This is a genomic window from Exobacillus caeni, assembly GCF_005747095.1.
GTDB classification, from domain to species: Bacteria; Bacillota; Bacilli; order Bacillales; family Guptibacillaceae; genus Exobacillus; species Exobacillus caeni.
The window spans coordinates 1-15236 of record NZ_SWLG01000020.1; the positions used below are offsets into that span (position 1 = coordinate 1).

23 protein-coding genes and 1 rRNA gene are annotated in these 15236 nt (G+C 41.5%); 2 read left to right on the plus strand and 22 right to left on the minus strand.

The annotated features are described in order from the left end of the window. A 16S ribosomal RNA gene (locus FCL54_RS19845) occupies nucleotides 1–96 on the minus strand; the annotation flags it as partial. A 363-nt stretch (nucleotides 97–459) separates the two neighbouring features. Then, nucleotides 460–684 (minus strand): hypothetical protein, encoded by a 225-nt coding sequence (locus FCL54_RS19850; RefSeq protein ID WP_138128718.1) that lies wholly within the window; start codon nucleotides 682–684, stop codon nucleotides 460–462. 140 nt (nucleotides 685–824) lie between these two features. Here FCL54_RS19850 and pdaB point away from each other — a divergent pair, with 140 nt between their 5' ends. Next, nucleotides 825–1586, plus strand: a complete 762-nt coding sequence (gene pdaB, locus FCL54_RS19855) for a polysaccharide deacetylase family sporulation protein PdaB (RefSeq protein ID WP_246055365.1) — start codon at nucleotides 825–827, stop codon at nucleotides 1584–1586. Nucleotides 1587–1649: 63 nt separating this feature from the next. Here pdaB and FCL54_RS19860 read toward each other — a convergent pair whose 3' ends face one another. After that, complete coding sequence (locus FCL54_RS19860) at nucleotides 1650–2252, minus strand: KinB-signaling pathway activation protein (protein WP_138128720.1); 603 nt, start codon at nucleotides 2250–2252, stop codon at nucleotides 1650–1652. A gap of 148 nt (nucleotides 2253–2400) precedes the next feature. On the opposite strand from FCL54_RS19860, the gene gerD reads away from it, so the two are divergent. Then, a complete protein-coding gene (gene gerD, locus FCL54_RS19865; protein WP_138128855.1) occupies nucleotides 2401–3030 on the plus strand; it encodes a spore germination lipoprotein GerD in 630 nt (209 codons plus the stop codon). A gap of 56 nt (nucleotides 3031–3086) precedes the next feature. Here gerD and FCL54_RS19870 read toward each other — a convergent pair whose 3' ends face one another. From FCL54_RS19870 to FCL54_RS19960, 19 genes are all read right to left on the minus strand, one after another. Further along, the gene (locus FCL54_RS19870) at nucleotides 3087–4124 is read right to left on the minus strand and encodes an Mrp/NBP35 family ATP-binding protein (protein WP_138128722.1); all 1038 of its coding nucleotides are present in this window, start codon (nucleotides 4122–4124) and stop codon (nucleotides 3087–3089) included. Between the two features lie 147 nt (nucleotides 4125–4271). Next, complete coding sequence (gene cwlD / locus FCL54_RS19875) at nucleotides 4272–4988, minus strand: N-acetylmuramoyl-L-alanine amidase CwlD (protein WP_138128723.1); 717 nt, start codon at nucleotides 4986–4988, stop codon at nucleotides 4272–4274. Nucleotides 4989–5055: 67 nt separating this feature from the next. After that, on the minus strand, nucleotides 5056–5493 hold the full coding sequence (locus FCL54_RS19880) for a DUF2521 family protein (RefSeq protein WP_138128725.1): 438 nt from the start codon (nucleotides 5491–5493) through the stop codon (nucleotides 5056–5058). A gap of 138 nt (nucleotides 5494–5631) precedes the next feature. After that, nucleotides 5632–6099 carry a hypothetical protein gene (locus FCL54_RS19885; protein WP_138128727.1) on the minus strand — a complete coding sequence of 156 codons (468 nt, stop codon included), beginning with the start codon at nucleotides 6097–6099 and terminating at the stop codon, nucleotides 5632–5634. Between the two features lie 210 nt (nucleotides 6100–6309). Then, nucleotides 6310–6702 (minus strand): 30S ribosomal protein S9, encoded by a 393-nt coding sequence (gene rpsI, locus FCL54_RS19890; protein WP_138128729.1) that lies wholly within the window; start codon nucleotides 6700–6702, stop codon nucleotides 6310–6312. Between the two features lie 20 nt (nucleotides 6703–6722). Continuing rightward, the gene (gene rplM, locus FCL54_RS19895; RefSeq protein ID WP_138128731.1) at nucleotides 6723–7160 is read right to left on the minus strand and encodes a 50S ribosomal protein L13; all 438 of its coding nucleotides are present in this window, start codon (nucleotides 7158–7160) and stop codon (nucleotides 6723–6725) included. Nucleotides 7161–7341: 181 nt separating this feature from the next. Further along, nucleotides 7342–8079: a tRNA pseudouridine(38-40) synthase TruA gene (gene truA / locus FCL54_RS19900; protein WP_138128733.1), complete on the minus strand. Its 738-nt coding sequence runs from the start codon at nucleotides 8077–8079 to the stop codon at nucleotides 7342–7344. Between the two features lie 10 nt (nucleotides 8080–8089). Then, complete coding sequence (locus FCL54_RS19905) at nucleotides 8090–8887, minus strand: energy-coupling factor transporter transmembrane component T family protein (RefSeq protein WP_138128735.1); 798 nt, start codon at nucleotides 8885–8887, stop codon at nucleotides 8090–8092. Further along, entirely contained in the window at nucleotides 8884–9753 is an 870-nt protein-coding gene (locus tag FCL54_RS19910; RefSeq protein WP_138128737.1) for an energy-coupling factor ABC transporter ATP-binding protein, read from the minus strand. The genes FCL54_RS19905 and FCL54_RS19910 overlap by 4 nt, the downstream gene beginning before the upstream one ends. Further along, entirely contained in the window at nucleotides 9729–10568 is an 840-nt protein-coding gene (locus tag FCL54_RS19915) for an energy-coupling factor ABC transporter ATP-binding protein (RefSeq protein WP_138128739.1), read from the minus strand. The genes FCL54_RS19910 and FCL54_RS19915 overlap by 25 nt, the downstream gene beginning before the upstream one ends. Nucleotides 10569–10787: 219 nt before the next feature. Then, a complete protein-coding gene (gene rplQ, locus FCL54_RS19920) occupies nucleotides 10788–11150 on the minus strand; it encodes a 50S ribosomal protein L17 (RefSeq protein ID WP_138128741.1) in 363 nt (120 codons plus the stop codon). A 39-nt stretch (nucleotides 11151–11189) separates the two neighbouring features. Continuing rightward, nucleotides 11190–12137, minus strand: coding sequence for a DNA-directed RNA polymerase subunit alpha (locus tag FCL54_RS19925; RefSeq protein WP_138128743.1), 948 nt, complete (start codon nucleotides 12135–12137; stop codon nucleotides 11190–11192). Nucleotides 12138–12321: 184 nt separating this feature from the next. Next, complete coding sequence (gene rpsK, locus FCL54_RS19930; RefSeq protein ID WP_138128745.1) at nucleotides 12322–12711, minus strand: 30S ribosomal protein S11; 390 nt, start codon at nucleotides 12709–12711, stop codon at nucleotides 12322–12324. Between the two features lie 16 nt (nucleotides 12712–12727). Further along, on the minus strand, nucleotides 12728–13093 hold the full coding sequence (rpsM, locus tag FCL54_RS19935) for a 30S ribosomal protein S13 (protein WP_138128747.1): 366 nt from the start codon (nucleotides 13091–13093) through the stop codon (nucleotides 12728–12730). 21 nt (nucleotides 13094–13114) lie between these two features. Further along, nucleotides 13115–13228 (minus strand): 50S ribosomal protein L36, encoded by a 114-nt coding sequence (gene rpmJ, locus FCL54_RS19940; protein ID WP_003156543.1) that lies wholly within the window; start codon nucleotides 13226–13228, stop codon nucleotides 13115–13117. A gap of 40 nt (nucleotides 13229–13268) precedes the next feature. Next, the gene (gene infA, locus FCL54_RS19945) at nucleotides 13269–13487 is read right to left on the minus strand and encodes a translation initiation factor IF-1 (RefSeq protein ID WP_113808059.1); all 219 of its coding nucleotides are present in this window, start codon (nucleotides 13485–13487) and stop codon (nucleotides 13269–13271) included. After that, a complete protein-coding gene (locus tag FCL54_RS19950; RefSeq protein WP_138128749.1) occupies nucleotides 13480–13794 on the minus strand; it encodes a KOW domain-containing RNA-binding protein in 315 nt (104 codons plus the stop codon). Before FCL54_RS19950 ends, infA begins: the two co-directional genes overlap by 8 nt. Nucleotides 13795–13810: 16 nt before the next feature. Next, complete coding sequence (gene map, locus FCL54_RS19955; protein WP_138128751.1) at nucleotides 13811–14557, minus strand: type I methionyl aminopeptidase; 747 nt, start codon at nucleotides 14555–14557, stop codon at nucleotides 13811–13813. Further along, entirely contained in the window at nucleotides 14557–15207 is a 651-nt protein-coding gene (locus tag FCL54_RS19960; RefSeq protein WP_138128753.1) for an adenylate kinase, read from the minus strand. Before FCL54_RS19960 ends, map begins: the two co-directional genes overlap by 1 nt. Between the last annotated feature and the right edge of the window lie 29 nt (nucleotides 15208–15236).

The following is a 15236-nucleotide window of genomic DNA, read 5'->3' on the forward strand; positions in this document are numbered from 1 at the left end:
AAGATCAGGGAGCAAGCTCCCATCTCTTCGCTCGACTTGCATGTATTAGGCACGCCGCCAGCGTTCGTCCTGAGCCAGGATCAAACTCTCCGATAAAAGATAAGTTCAATCTAGCTTTAAAGCTTAATTCGCTTGGCGTTTTGTTCAGTTTTCAAAGAACTACGACGCACAGGATGTGATGGTATATAGCCAGTAATCCTTTATGCGTTTCGTCGTTTTCAGCGACAAGATTAAGTATATCATCTTGTTTCGCAGAAGTCAATAACTCTTAAAGAAGTTTTTGGGACTCTTTTTTCTATAACTCCTTAACTGTTCTAATAGTTAAATTTGTCCTGCCGCTCAACAGCGACTTTCCAAGTATATCACTGCTAACAAACTAAGTCAATAACTTTTTTAAACTATACAACGAAACCATTTTCATTCACGAAAAGGAACTATTTTACTTACTCTCTATTACTGTCAGTTTGTTTTTTGCCTCAATAGCCTCATATACTTTGTACAATCCGAGGGTGAAGCAAACCTTTTGAAAATACGGAATAGCAGTTGATACCTTTCCTCCATTGCTCTTTTAACGAGACAATCGATCCGCTTATCACCAAGATCTAGCAATAGCTCTTCCATTTCCTTCTTTAATAAGTATTCCAGCTCTTTTACTTCCTTAAAATCAATTAACAGTCCAAGCATTCGCTCACCTCTTCATCAGTGCTATATACAATTATTTCCTTCAAGACCATTAATTATGAGTAATTTTCCGTTTCTACTCCTCTCTCATATACATATCTTTTTTAAAACAAGCATAAAAATTGGACAAAGGAGGGATTAGCGTGAAGTTTTTTTGGACGATAAACGGCCGAAACTTTAAACAAGTATTTGTTATTATCGTAGCTGCTTTTTTTGCAGCCACCATTATTTTCATGGAAGGCGGAGATCTGGCTGTTTTTTCGACAGCAGACGGTCCTCGAGCAGTAGATAAAGTTAGAACGAAGGACAAGAAGGTTGCATTGACGTTTGATATTAGCTGGGGGGAGTCTAGAGCAATTCCAATTCTTGAAGTATTAAAGCAAAAAAATGTGAAGAATACTACGTTCTTTTTATCCGGAGCCTGGGCAGAGCGCCATCCTGATACGGTCGAAACAATCATTGAGAACGGTCATGAACTAGCAAGTATGGGATATAGGTACAAAAATTATACAGAGATGGAAGACGAAGAAATAAGGAAAGATATAGTGAGGGCTCAGGAAGCAATCGAGAAGATCAGCGATGAAGTTCCTACCCTTCTTAGGCCACCGAACGGCAATTTTGATAAAAGGGTTTTGAATATTTCCGGTCGCTTAAAGCAAACAGTCGTTCATTGGAGCCTTGACTCTGAAGATTGGCAGAACCCTGGAACAGACAAAATCATTGAAAATGTCACAGAAAACGTCAGGCGCGGTGATATCATCCTGTTACATGCTTCAGATTCTGCCAAACAAACCGCCGCTGCCCTACCTGTTATAATCGATAAGTTAAAAGATGATGGCTACACATTTGTCTCTGTTACGGAACTAATCGCAGATACCAAAGCAAAAAGCAAAGAAGTAAAATAAAAAACCGCATGCTGCATTAGAGTGCAGCATGCGGTTTTCTGTTCATTATTATCATATATTTTGTTAAGCTTTTCTGCCAGCCAGTCTATGCAAAACAAGAATTTGCCAGATGTTGCTGGTCAAAAGCGGGAAGAATATTAGCCATAGCCATTTAAAATCGTTTCCACGCAATGCCGGTATCCACTCTAGAATAGTAACAACAACAATAAAGAATAATGTAGGGATGAACGCTTGCTTATTCGTTTCTTTTTGTTTCTTATATGCCACTGCCAGTCCGATGATAAGCAGCAACAATGCGATCCAGAAATAATTTAGCCAGCTTTCATCCGGCTCTGCAAAACCTGTATAACGAAGGTAAACGAGATCGAATAATGCAAAGATGATTAAAATGATTTGTACTCCGTTCCAGAGCTTAACAGATTTAAAAATTCCAAGTCCAAAACGGTGAATCGTTAGATAAGCGAAAAACCCCATCTGACTGATCAAGCTAAAAATCGATGAAACGCCAAACAGCCAAAGGATTACCATGAGAAAGGAAACGATATCTCCCTGTTTTAAATCTCCCCAGTACGTGCTCCAATCTAAAACTAAACCGGTTAAAACACCGGAAAAGGCACCAATTAACAATGTTGTAAAAAATAAAAAAACCAGATTTTTTGCCTTCAAAATACTTTCCTCCATGTTTTTCAATATCCCTTTTCGATTTTACCAGTGAGGAAGCGAAATTACCAGCTTTCCTATATTCACCAAGTATTTTTAAGATGAGCTAATTCCATATTATAAATAAATGATAGATGGAAAGGAGCAGATTGCCATGTACCAATATTTTAGACTGCTCATTTGCTGTATTTTGTTCCTGTCAGTTACAGCCTGTGCGGCAGGTGCTGCTGAAAATGCCCAGCCGGACTATGAAGAAACCAAAAAGATGATGGTGGATATGCTTAAAACGGATGATGGTAAAAAGGCTATCCATGAAATAATGACAGACGATAAAATCAAACAGGACCTTGTAATGGAACAATCGTTTGTTAAAGAATCGATACAAAAGACGCTTACTACTGAAGAAGGCAAAAAGTACTGGCAGGAAATCATGAAAGATCCTAAATTTGTAAAAGAGTATGCCAAATCATTACAGAGTGAACATGAGGCCCTTATGAAAGGCCTGATGAATGATCCTGAATATCAGGAAAAGTTAATGGATATTCTCCAGGATCCTGAAATGGAAAAAAGATATCTGCAGCTCCTCGAAAGCAAAGCTTTCCGGGAACAGATGAAAACGACTGTGACAGAAATATTCGAAAGCCCTCTGTTTATGGCAAAAGTTCAAGAAATGGTTGCTAACACCACAGCGGAACAATTAAAAAAAGCGGAAAAACAAGGTGGAGACAAGAAAAAAGATGAAGAAGGCCAGGGTGGAGGCAGTGATCAAGGTCAAGAAGGATAGTCGTTTGCAATTCAAAAAAGGGGCTGACACTTTGCTTTTAGTCAGCCCCTTTTGCATTAGTTATTAATTTTTTCAATTACTTTTTCAGCTATTTCCATATACCGTTTTCCGATAAGATGATCTTGTTCATATATTGATGGAGCAAAGTCGTCTTTATCCATGTCCGGTTGTCCAAGTGGAAGTTTGCCGAGCAAGTCTGTAGAAAGTTCCTCTGCAAGCTTCTCTCCTCCGCCCTGGCCGAAGACATATTCTTTCTCTCCAGTAACTTTACTTTCAAAATAAGACATGTTCTCCACTACACCAAGCACTTCATGATTTGTTTTGATCGCCATGGCTCCCGCTCTGGCTGCCACAAACGCAGCTGTTGCGTGAGGTGTCGTAACGATAATTTCCTTACAGGAAGGAAGCATCGTATGTACGTCCAGTGCAACATCGCCAGTTCCCGGAGGAAGATCAAGCAATAAATAGTCAAGTTCTCCCCACTCAACCTCACTGAAGAAATTATTCAGCATTTTACCAAGCATCGGTCCGCGCCAAATTACCGGTGCATTATCCTCTACGAAAAACGCCATTGAAATAACTTTTACACCGAACCGCTCAACTGGATGGATTTTATCATCGATTATTTTTGGACGCTCTTCAATCCCCATCATATCCGGGACACTAAATCCGTAAATGTCAGCATCGATTACTCCAACCTTCTTTCCAAGCCGTGCAAGAGAAGTGGCAAGGTTAACAGTAACTGTTGATTTTCCGACTCCTCCTTTACCACTTGCTACAGCAATAAATGTTGTTTTGCTGTCAGGTGATAACAGCGGCGGCATCCCTGGATTGCTTTGGCGGGCATCCCCCGGAAGCTCATCCTGCGTTAACTCTTCAAAACGGAGACCGACGGATTCTGCGCCAGCTCCCTTTAGCGTATTAACGATCTCCTGTTGGACTTGCATCTGCTCAGCATTCCCTGTTTGCGCCAAAGCGACCTTCACGCTAACATAGCCCTCTTTTATCTTCACATCTCTTACAGTAACACTTTTATGTATAAATGGGTCCTTAATCTCTTTTAAAAGCTCGAGTACTTCCTCTCTAGATAACAATTTCGACACCACCTTATTGTATTCGTTAACTTTTTTAGTATAACACAAATTAGTCAGAAATTTACTAACGGGGGCTTGGCCTTATTAGCATAAACCCGAACGTTAATGATTGACTTAATTTCTCGTAACCGAAAGTAAAGAACACCTTCATTCCGAAGGTGCTGGTTCGTTCGTATAGAAACGGAGAATGCCCTGGTAGATAGACGCCGATACTTTATTCTGGTAGGATTCCGATTTTAGCAGTTCTTTTTCGGAAGGATTTGAAAGGAATCCTACTTCAACCAATGCACCCGGGATTTTTGCCTGTCTTAGAAGGTAAACTCCCTGGATGCTTTTGGCCTGTCTTGTAGTATTTTCAAGATTCCTGATAATCTCATTCTGGATAAACTTCGATAAATTTTTGCTTTGTTCATTGTTGGGATTATAGAAAGTCTGGGCTCCTCGCCACCTTGGTGAAGGTATCGCATTTAAATGAATGCTAATAAATAAGTCGGTATGTTCGTTGTTTATTATCTTTGCCCTGCGCCTTAAATCTTCAGACTTCCTGTTGCTTAACCCCCGAGTGGATTTATCGGCAAGATCCTCATCTATTTCCCGCGTCATTACCACTAAGGCGCCTGCCTCCTGTAAATAGTCCCTTAAATTGAGGGCTATTTTTAACGCGATATCTTTTTCCTGCACATCCCCCTTGCCTTCTGCTCCTCCATCAGGTCCTCCGTGGCCAGGATCCAATACAATTATCTTTCCGGCCAGCGGAAGGTTCCAAGTGTTCCATGAGTTATCGATCACGAACTGGTAATTTAAAATAAAGGCTAAAATGACGATTCCGAGAAAAACTCCGATTCTCTTCCACCATATTTTCATTTTACCTCTCCCCATCTGTTTCAATAGTCTTTCCTATTTATATGGGACAAGAGGCAAAAATATGAAATTAATGAAGTCGAAGTCGATGCCTTTTCACGCCGTTTTGAAAACCTTCCATCCACCATTTGTTTACAAAGGCCTCGCAGCCGGTATAAATGGATTCCTCACTGGATTGATTACTCGACTTCCAAAACAGCCAGTAATCGAAAAGAGCTTCTATTAATGCCTGCTCGAAAGTGTAGCTCCGGTCTCTGACCTGCCCAATTGTTTCGCCATAGTAGGAAAACTTGCTGAACTCTGCACCAAGCAGATAAGCTTCAATGGCGATATCGATACAGAGGTTTTCAATATCCCCTTTATATAAGATAGAAGTTGAGAAAAAAGGAGAAAAGATCTTCTGGATATCCTTCGTTATTTCTTCAAGAGAAATCTCCATTAGAACACGCTTTTCAAATTTCATCTGCTTTTTTCTGTGTTTTTCTTTGAAGGTTGTAATGACATTCATTGTGTGAATCCCCCTCGTCTCTCTTGCCTGTATGTAGCAGAGATTGATTAAACCTTTTCTTTATTTTTTTACTCAATACTTTAACTATACGGTTTAATCATTGGAAAAAGTGGAATTCACCTCAAGCGATAAATCACATCAGTCCCTTGTCATCTGATTGATCCTTGCTCTCATGGAACCGATCACCGTTCGTTTGTACCGTATACCAAGGATCAGTACTTTTATTTGCTGGGTCCTCGACAGTTGACTAAAACGAGGTTCTTGTTTTAAAAAAGAACGGACGATAGACCAGCTCACTGGTTTCATTGGAAAGTCATCAAGCGGCTGTTTGTTAAAGCAAATTGCAAAGAGTGACTTCATTCTACTGGGACGGCTTTTAGCTATTATGCAGGGCGCATAAATATTTTTCGTTCGTTTTTTTAGGTGTTCAAACCTTTCCAGTCCGTCGAGAAGCGTATAGAAGCCGTCATTTCCATTTTTTCTTACAACCAGAAGATACATGCAGTCCCACACTAACCTCTGTAGCTTTTTAAGTTGCTCCGTTACTTTGATACTCCTGTCTGCTTTGATTTTGCTAAGAGGTATATACTGAACTGTAAACTTCATTAAGCATCCTCTCCCGTTATCTTTTTTTAAAGCTATTTTCTAAAAGAATGTTGTTTTTGCAGGAAAAGAGCCTTTTTAAAAAATCACAAACGGCCATTCTTTTGTTAGTAGTACTTTATGAAAAAATTGGGCTAATGCTACACCGTACATTTTGAACAAAATAAAAAAGACCCCCAGACAAAAGTCTGAGAGCCTTGAAACGTAATGAAATTAACGTTTTGAGAACTGTGGTGCACGACGAGCGCCTTTAAGACCGTATTTCTTACGCTCTTTCATACGTGGGTCACGAGTTAAGAAACCAGCACGCTTAAGAGAAGTACGGTATTCAGGGTTTGCTTCAAGAAGTGCACGAGCGATTCCGTGACGGATCGCGCCCGCTTGTCCAGTGAAACCTCCGCCGTTTACGTTTACGAAAATATCGTAAGTTCCTTCAGTTTCAGTTTCAACAAGTGGTTGCTTAGCAATAAGCTTTAAAGTTTCTAAGTTAAAATAGTCGTCTAGTTCGCGACCGTTTACTACCATACGTCCGTTTCCAGGAAGTAGGCGAACACGGGCAACAGAATGCTTACGACGACCAGTTCCAGTGTATTGTACTTGTGCCAAATTGGTCCCCTCCTTATTTATTAACCTCTAAGTTCATATTTTTCAGGTTGTTGTGCTTGATGGTTATGCTCGCTTCCAGCATAAACGTGAAGCTTTTTAGCCATTTTACGTCCAAGGCTGTTTTTCGGAAGCATACCTTTAACCGCGATTTCAAGCATTTGCTGTGAACGGTTAGTACGCATTTCAAGAGCAGTTCTTGACTTCAATCCGCCTGGATGTCCACTGTGACGATAGTACATTTTGTCAGTCAGCTTCTTACCAGTAAGTTCAATTTTCTCTGCGTTGAGGATGATTACATGATCACCAGTATCAACGTGAGGTGTGAAAGATGGTTTGTGTTTGCCACGCAAAATTGATGCTACTTCACTAGCTAAACGACCTAGTGTTTGTCCTTCAGCATCAACGACATACCATTTGCGCTCTACTTCGTTTGATTTTGCCATATATGTCGTACGCATGAGTTTCCCTCCTAATTGGATCACTATATTTTAATACAGTCATTGTCATTGTCTTCGTTATCGTAACGATTTCTAAATCCGGGGCTAGTGGATATAGAAATGCCAAATAATATCTTAATACACGGTGCCGGGAATGTCAAGGCGATGTTTAACGTTTATTCGTTTTTGCTGGAATTCCCAGTCAATAAGTGACTGACCAGAGATAAAGCCCATGTGCTGGTGCAGTCTTTCCCGCATTCGATCGTTCTTTTGATTCGATGATAGCAGGCAGATCATCTGCGCTTCTTTTACCGCTGCCAACCTCGAGAAAAGTTCCGCCTAATATCCGGACCATGTTATACAAGAAGCCATTGCCAACAAAGCGGAAGACCAATTCATTTTCCTCCACTATTATCTCTGCCTCGTAAATAGTTCTTACTTTATCGTTAACTTCGGTTTTTGCTGAACAAAAAGAACTGAAGTCATGTTCTCCCAGTATATATGCTGCCGCCTTCTCTATCGCGCCAACATCAAGCTGATACGGATAATGGTAAGTGAATGCACGCTTAAACACATTGGGCTTCTCTGTCCTCAATACGCGATACCGATACTCTTTCTTTTTCACATCAAATCTCGCATGAAAATCTTCAGGTACCTGTTCAACCTTTAAAATGACGATATCATCCGGAAGCATTGTGTTTAACGCTTTTATCCAGTTTTCTTCCTTTATCGAATAAGGCGTATCAAAGTGGATTACTTGCCCAGCTGCATGAACACCCGCATCTGTTCTACCTGATCCTGTCACTTTTACCGGTGTGCCTTTATGCATCTTTCTCAGAGCACTTTCAAGCTCCGACTGGACAGTTCTCTGGTCTGGCTGAACCTGGTATCCGCTGAAGCCTGAGCCATCATATGATATCGTTGCTTTCATCCTCTGCATCTTATCATTCCTATCCTCGCAGCATGATTAATAAAACCGAGAGAACAACCAGGGAAACGATCAACATCGTATCCTTTGCGCTCCATTCCAGCAGCCTGAGTTTCGTTCTTCCTTCCCCGCCTCTGTATCCTCTTGCTTCCATTGCGAGCGCAAGGTCCTCTGCCCGTTTAAAAGCTCCGATAAAAAGGGGAACAAGCAATGGGATGATCGCTTTCAAACGTTCCTTGATCGGTCCACTTGAAAATTCCGCCCCTCTTGCTGATTGTGCCTTCATAATCTTATCCGTTTCTTCAAGAAGAGTAGGGATAAACCTTAAAGCGATAGACATCATAAGGGCAAACTCATGAACAGGCAGGCCGAATCGCTTAAACGGTCCCAGCAATGATTCAATGCCGTCTGTAATGTCGATCGGTGTAGTTGTTAACGTTAAAAGGGAAGTGATCATAATTAAAAACAATAATCGCAAGGAAATATAGATCCCTTGTTCCACACCGCCTTCATATACCTTAAACCATCCAAGACTGAAAAGAACATTCCCTTCCCTGGTTAACAGGACATGAAGAAAGAACGTTAAAATAATGACAAGAAGGATCGGTTTTAAACCATTATACAGATACCTGAACGGCAATTTAGATAAAATGATTGCTCCAAGGGTAAACAAACCTAAGGCAGCGTATGTCAGCCAATTGTTTGCAAGAAATACAATAATAACAAATAAAAAGACAGTAAGCAGCTTTGCTCTTGGATCAAACCGATGAATCAATGATTTGCCAGGTACGTATTGTCCGATGATCACATTTTGAATCATTCTTCCCCCTCCTTCCGGATAAGGGAAACTGCAACGTTAGCAGCTTCTTCCACAGTAAAAACATCTCTTGGAAGCCTTTTGCCAAACTTTTCTTCCAGCTTTAAAACAAACTCTACTGTTTCAGGAACATCCAATCCGAGGCCTCGCAATTGCACCGGGTCTTTAAACACCTCAACAGGGGTCCCTTTGTGAAAAACTTTCCCCTGGTCCATCACGATTATCTCATCTGAGTATAATGCTGCATCTTCCATACTGTGAGTAACAAGTATCGTTGTTAGCCCTTTGGCAGAGTGCAACTGGTAAAACAGGTTCATAATCTCGACTTTTCCACGTGGATCAAGACCTGCAGTAGGTTCATCGAGGACTATCACTCTCGGTTCCATCGCAAGCACACCAGCAATCGCTACCCTTCGCATTTGCCCTCCGCTTAAATCAAAAGGGGAGCGGTTCAAGTAATCCTCCGGCAGTCCGACCAACTTGATGACTTCTCTCGCTTTTTTCTTTGCCTCTTCTTCCGAAACACCGAAATTCATGGGGCCAAATATGATATCTTTTTCAATTGTCTCCTCAAAAAGCTGGTGTTCGGGATATTGGAAGACAATCCCCACTCGCCTTCTTAATTCTTTTAACTGTTTTGCTTTCTCGGATGACCGAATTACTTTTTCTCCTATTTGTATACTGCCTGAAATCGGCTTCAACAACCCATTCAGATGCTGAACTAGCGTTGATTTCCCTGAACCGGTATGCCCAATGATGGAAACGAAGGATCCTGACCTTATTGATAGGTTGATACCGTCCAGCGCAACACGCTCAAAAGGAGTATTGGGCTGATAACGGTGTTCTAAGTTTTTGATCGTAATGTCCATAAATCATCCACCATTTCTTCCTGCGTCAAATGTAATGAAGACAAATGTAATCCCTGTTTGTTCATTTGGTGTTGAAGCTTAACTGCAAACGGCAAATCAAGGCCGATATCCAGAAGCATCCCAGATTGTTTAAAAATATCCTCTGGTGTTCCTTCAGCATGTACTTTGCCTGCTTTCATTACCAGTACCCTGTCCGCCTTTGCAGCTTCTTCAAGATCATGGGTAATCGATATAACTGTGATTCCTTCTTGCTTATTAAGTTCACGCATCGTTTCCAGTACTTCTTTTCTCCCCATCGGATCAAGCATTGAAGTTGCCTCATCGAGAATTACAATCGACGGCTTTAGCGCAAGTATTCCTGCGATCGCAACACGCTGCTTTTGACCTCCAGAAAGATGGTGCGGCTCTTGATCCAGAAAGTTTTCCATCTTTACCTTTTGAATGCTTGCTTTGATTCGGCGAATCATTTCTTCTCTTTCAATTCCGTTATTTTCTAACCCAAAAGCCACATCATCCATAACTGAAGTTCCTACGAACTGGTTATCGGGATTTTGAAAAACGATGCCGACTCTTCTTCGGATTTCCCAAATGCTATTCTCATCTCTACTGTTGTATCCTTCGACCACGACTTCACCTTTTTCAGGAATCAGTAAACCATTAAGCAGTTTGGCAAGCGTAGACTTTCCTGAGCCATTATGGCCGACGATCGCAAGCCATTCCCCTGGATATACTGATAGTGAAACGTTATTTAACGTCCAATCGCTCTCCTCATCATAGCGAAAGTGAACACCGTGGACAGAAATCAAATCCTTCACTACCGCTCTCCTCCTGCCTGTTAAATCCTAACCAAAGCAAAATAACCTGCTTTCTAACTAAAAGCTTTGCTTCTAAATATCTTTTGATCTTTTTAAAAAATGAAGACTACAAAGCGAAACATCTTTGCTAGTTCCCTAACTAAAAAAAAGCACAAAAAAAGGGCATAGAATCAGTATCTTGCTCCGAGATCCTGTCCCGCCCTTTTTGCCATGTGCACACTATACTAATTCAATTATTACCATCTCAGCACCGTCACCGCGGCGAGGTCCAAGCTTACGGATACGAGTGTAACCGCCCTGGCGCTCATCATAACGAGGTGCGATATCGCTGAATAGCTTTTGAACTGCATCCTTTCCGCTCTCTTCGTCTGCAACTTCATTACGAACGAAAGAAGCAGCTTGGCGGCGGGCATGCAAGTCTCCACGCTTTCCAAGAGTAATCATTTTATCAATAAACGTACGAAGCTCTTTCGCTTTGGATTCAGTTGTTTCGATACGCTCGTTGATGATCAAGTCAGTAACTAGATCACGGAACAAAGCCTTACGAACATCAGACGTACGTCCCAATTTTTGATATGCCATGAGTTATTCCCTCCCTTTTTACGCTAAGTTCTTAGATGCTTAGTCTTCATTACGAAGTCCAAGGCCAAGCTCTTCAAGCTTTTCTTGTACTTCCTCAAGAGACTTTCTTCCAAGATTCCTTACTTTCATCATGTCCTCTTCGGACTTCTGTGTCAGCTCTTGTACTGTATTGATTCCAGCACGTTTCAAGCAGTTGTAAGAACGAACAGACAAGTCAAGTTCTTCAATGGTCATTTCCAGAACTTTTTCTTTCTGATCTTCTTCTTTTTCAACCATGATCTCTGCTTTTTGAGCTTGATCTGTTAAACTCACAAAAATATTTAAATGTTCATTTAAAATCTTAGCACCTAAAGAAACGGCTTCTTCAGGACGAATGCTGCCATCAGTCCATACATCGAGGGTAAGTTTATCATAGTTGGTTACCTGTCCAACACGGGTATTTTCAACTTGATAGTTAACACGGGAAACAGGTGTATAGATAGAATCAATCGGAATCACACCGATAGGTTGATCATCTGATTTATTCCCTTCTGCCTGTACATATCCTCTTCCGCGTTTCGCAGTAATCTTCATGTGAAGGTTAGCGCCCTCTGCAAGAGTAGCGATATGAAGATCTGGATTAAGAATCTCCACATCACTGTCATGAGTAATATCTCCTGCAGTAACAGCCCCGGAGCCGCCCTGCAAGTCGATTTCCATTGTTTTTTCCTCTTCAGAATAAATCTTCATTGCTAGCTTCTTAAGATTAAGAATAATCGTTGTGACATCTTCGACTACACCATCGACTGTGGAGAACTCATGGAGCACTCCGTCGATTTGTACGGAAGTTACAGCAGCACCAGGAAGTGAGGATAATAGAATTCGGCGCAAGGAGTTCCCTAACGTTGTTCCATATCCACGTTCTAATGGTTCTACAACAAATTTCCCGTATTTGGCATCTTCGTTGATTTCAACCGTTTCAATTTTTGGCTTTTCGATTTCGATCATCCAACAAACCCTCCTTCAAAACGTCGAACTCGGCCAGGTCGGCCATGCCGTCTAACCGATCTTCACATTAGGCGGTTCCTTATAGTTAAATCTATTTATGATTCGCATAACATAAAGTTTTTATCCATCATCATTATTGACATGTTGACGAAATGTATACCGTTAAAACGAATCTTTTGTTTAATTAAACTCTACGACGTTTTGGCGGGCGGCAACCGTTATGTGGAACCGGTGTTACATCACGGATAGCAGTTACTTCTAAACCAACCGCTTGAAGCGCACGGATTGCAGCTTCACGTCCAGCTCCAGGTCCTTTTACAGAAACCTCAACAGTTTTCATGCCGTGTTCCATTGCAGTTTTACCAGCAGTTTCAGCAGCCATCTGGGCAGCGAATGGAGTTGACTTACGAGAACCTTTGAAACCAAGGTGTCCTGAAGTTGCCCAGGATACCGCGTTTCCATGAGTATCTGTAATCGTTACGATTGTATTGTTAAAAGTGGAGCGAATGTGCGCTACGCCACTTTCAATATTCTTTTTGACACGTTTTTTACGTGTGTTAGTACGTTTAGCCATGTGTTATTTACCTCCCTTACTTTTTCTTGTTCGCTACTGTACGACGAGGGCCTTTACGTGTGCGAGAGTTGTTCTTAGTGTTTTGACCGCGAACAGGAAGACCACGACGATGACGAAGTCCACGATAGCTCCCGATTTCGATCAGACGTTTGATGTTAAGGGATACTTCTCTGCGAAGGTCACCTTCAACTTTGATTTTATCGAGTGTTTCACGGATCTTTCCAAGTTCGTCTTCAGTAAGATCACGTACACGAGTGTCCTCAGATACACCAGCATCTTTAAGCACTTGTTGAGCAGTAGATTTTCCAATACCGTAAATGTAAGTCAACGCGATAACGATACGTTTGTCACGAGGAATATCAATTCCAGCAATACGAGCCATTAATTGCGCACCTCCTTAGTTTTAGCCTTGTTTTTGTTTATGCTTAGGGTTTTCACAGATTACCATAACTTTACCTTTGCGTCGAATGACTTTGCATTTTTCACAAATTGGTTTAACTGATGGTCTTACTTTCATTTTGTTTACCCTCCTTAGTTTCGGAGATCTCTAAATAGAATTACTTATATCGATACGTGATACGACCACGTGATAAGTCATATGGAGATAACTCGACTGTTACTTTGTCACCTGGCAAAATCCGAATGTAGTGCATTCGTATCTTTCCGGATACATGAGCAAGGATTTTATGACCGTTTTCCAACTCAACTCGAAACATTGCATTTGGTAAAGGTTCAATGACCGTACCTTCCATTTCAATTACATCTTCTTTAGCCATCTACTTGCTCTCCCTCCTTTAAATCAATGACTTGTTGGTTCATATACTTTGAAACAGCGAAACGCAGCTTACCATTCGTAACACGGCCGGTTTCTTTGATACTGTTCTCTACTTCTGGGGATATAAAATCTGTCATCTCTAAATGGGCAATGTTCTTTCGCTTCGGCTTATCGAACTTTCGTTTATCACCATCAGCGATCAAAACGAAGCGCTCATCCAGTACCTTGATGACAATCCCGTATTGATCAGCATCTCTTCCTCTTAAATTCCGCACAAGTTGGCCTATTCGCGGAACTGAATCATTCACAAACCATCACCTGCGCTTAGGCTTTTGTTAATATCTCATAACCATCTTCCGTAACAGCGATCGTATGCTCAAAATGGGCACAGCGTTTACCGTCGCTGGTTACGACAGTCCAGTTATCACCAAGCGTCTTCACATGGCGAGATCCTGCATTCACCATCGGTTCGATGGCAAGAACCATTCCCGGCTTAAGCCTTGGCCCCTTTTCTGGAGGTCCGTAATGTGGAATTTGTGGATCTTCATGAAGTTCCTGGCCTACCCCGTGACCAACATATTCCCGAACAATAGAAAAACCTTCTTCTTCGGCATATATTTGGATAGCATGAGAAATATTCGTTAACCTTATTCCCGGTTTCGCTTCTTTTAAGCCTCTGTACAATGACTCTTCGGTGACTTCTAGCAACCGTTCATCTTCCTCGGATATGTTACCTATCGGATACGTCCAGGCTGAGTCGCCATGATACCCATTGTACTTGGCACCAATATCGATGCTAATGATGTCGCCATCATTTAACACCTTTTTTCCTGGTATGCCATGCACAAGCTGTTCATTAACAGAGGTGCATATGCTTCCAGTAAAACCATTGTACCCTTTAAAGGAAGGAATTGCACCATGCTTGCGTATAAACTTATCGGCAATAGTATCCAGTTCTTTTGTCGTAATGCCAGGCTTTAGATATTTTTGCAGTTCCTGGTGGGTCAATGCAACAATTTTGCCTGCTTCCCGCATGATTTCAAGCTCACGAGGAGTTTTGCAGATTATCATTACGACAAACCTCCAAGAAGTTCATCGACATCTTTAAATACTTCATCGATCTCTTGATTGCCATTTATGTTTCTTAAATAACCTTTGTCATCATAAAAGTCCAACAATGGTTGTTGTTGTTCTTTGTTTACTTCAAGACGGGTTCTGACGGTTTCTTCTTTATCATCTTCACGCTGATAAAGTTCTCCCCCGCACTTGTCACAGATTCCTTCGACTTTTGGAGGATTATAGATGATGTGGTATGTTGCACCGCAATTACTGCAAATGCGGCGTCCGGTCAGCCTTCTCATCAGCTGGTCTTCATCCACGGCAATATTGATAACGTAGTCAAGCTTACGATTCAAATCGGCTAATAGGTTTTGCAGCGCTTCTGCCTGCGCAACCGTACGCGGAAATCCATCTAATAGAAATCCTTTATCGCAATCAGCTTTACCTAATCGATCACGAACTATACCAATCGTTACTTCGTCTGGTACCAAATTTCCGGAATCCATATATTCTTTCGCTTTTTTTCCAAGAGGTGTTCCATCTTTAATTGCTGCTCGGAACATATCTCCAGTTGAGATATGAGGGATGCCATATTTTTCGACAATCTTTTCGGCCTGGGTTCCTTTACCGGCACCCGGCAAACCCATTAATACTAGATTCATCTAATCCCTCCATACGCCACCTTGAGGTA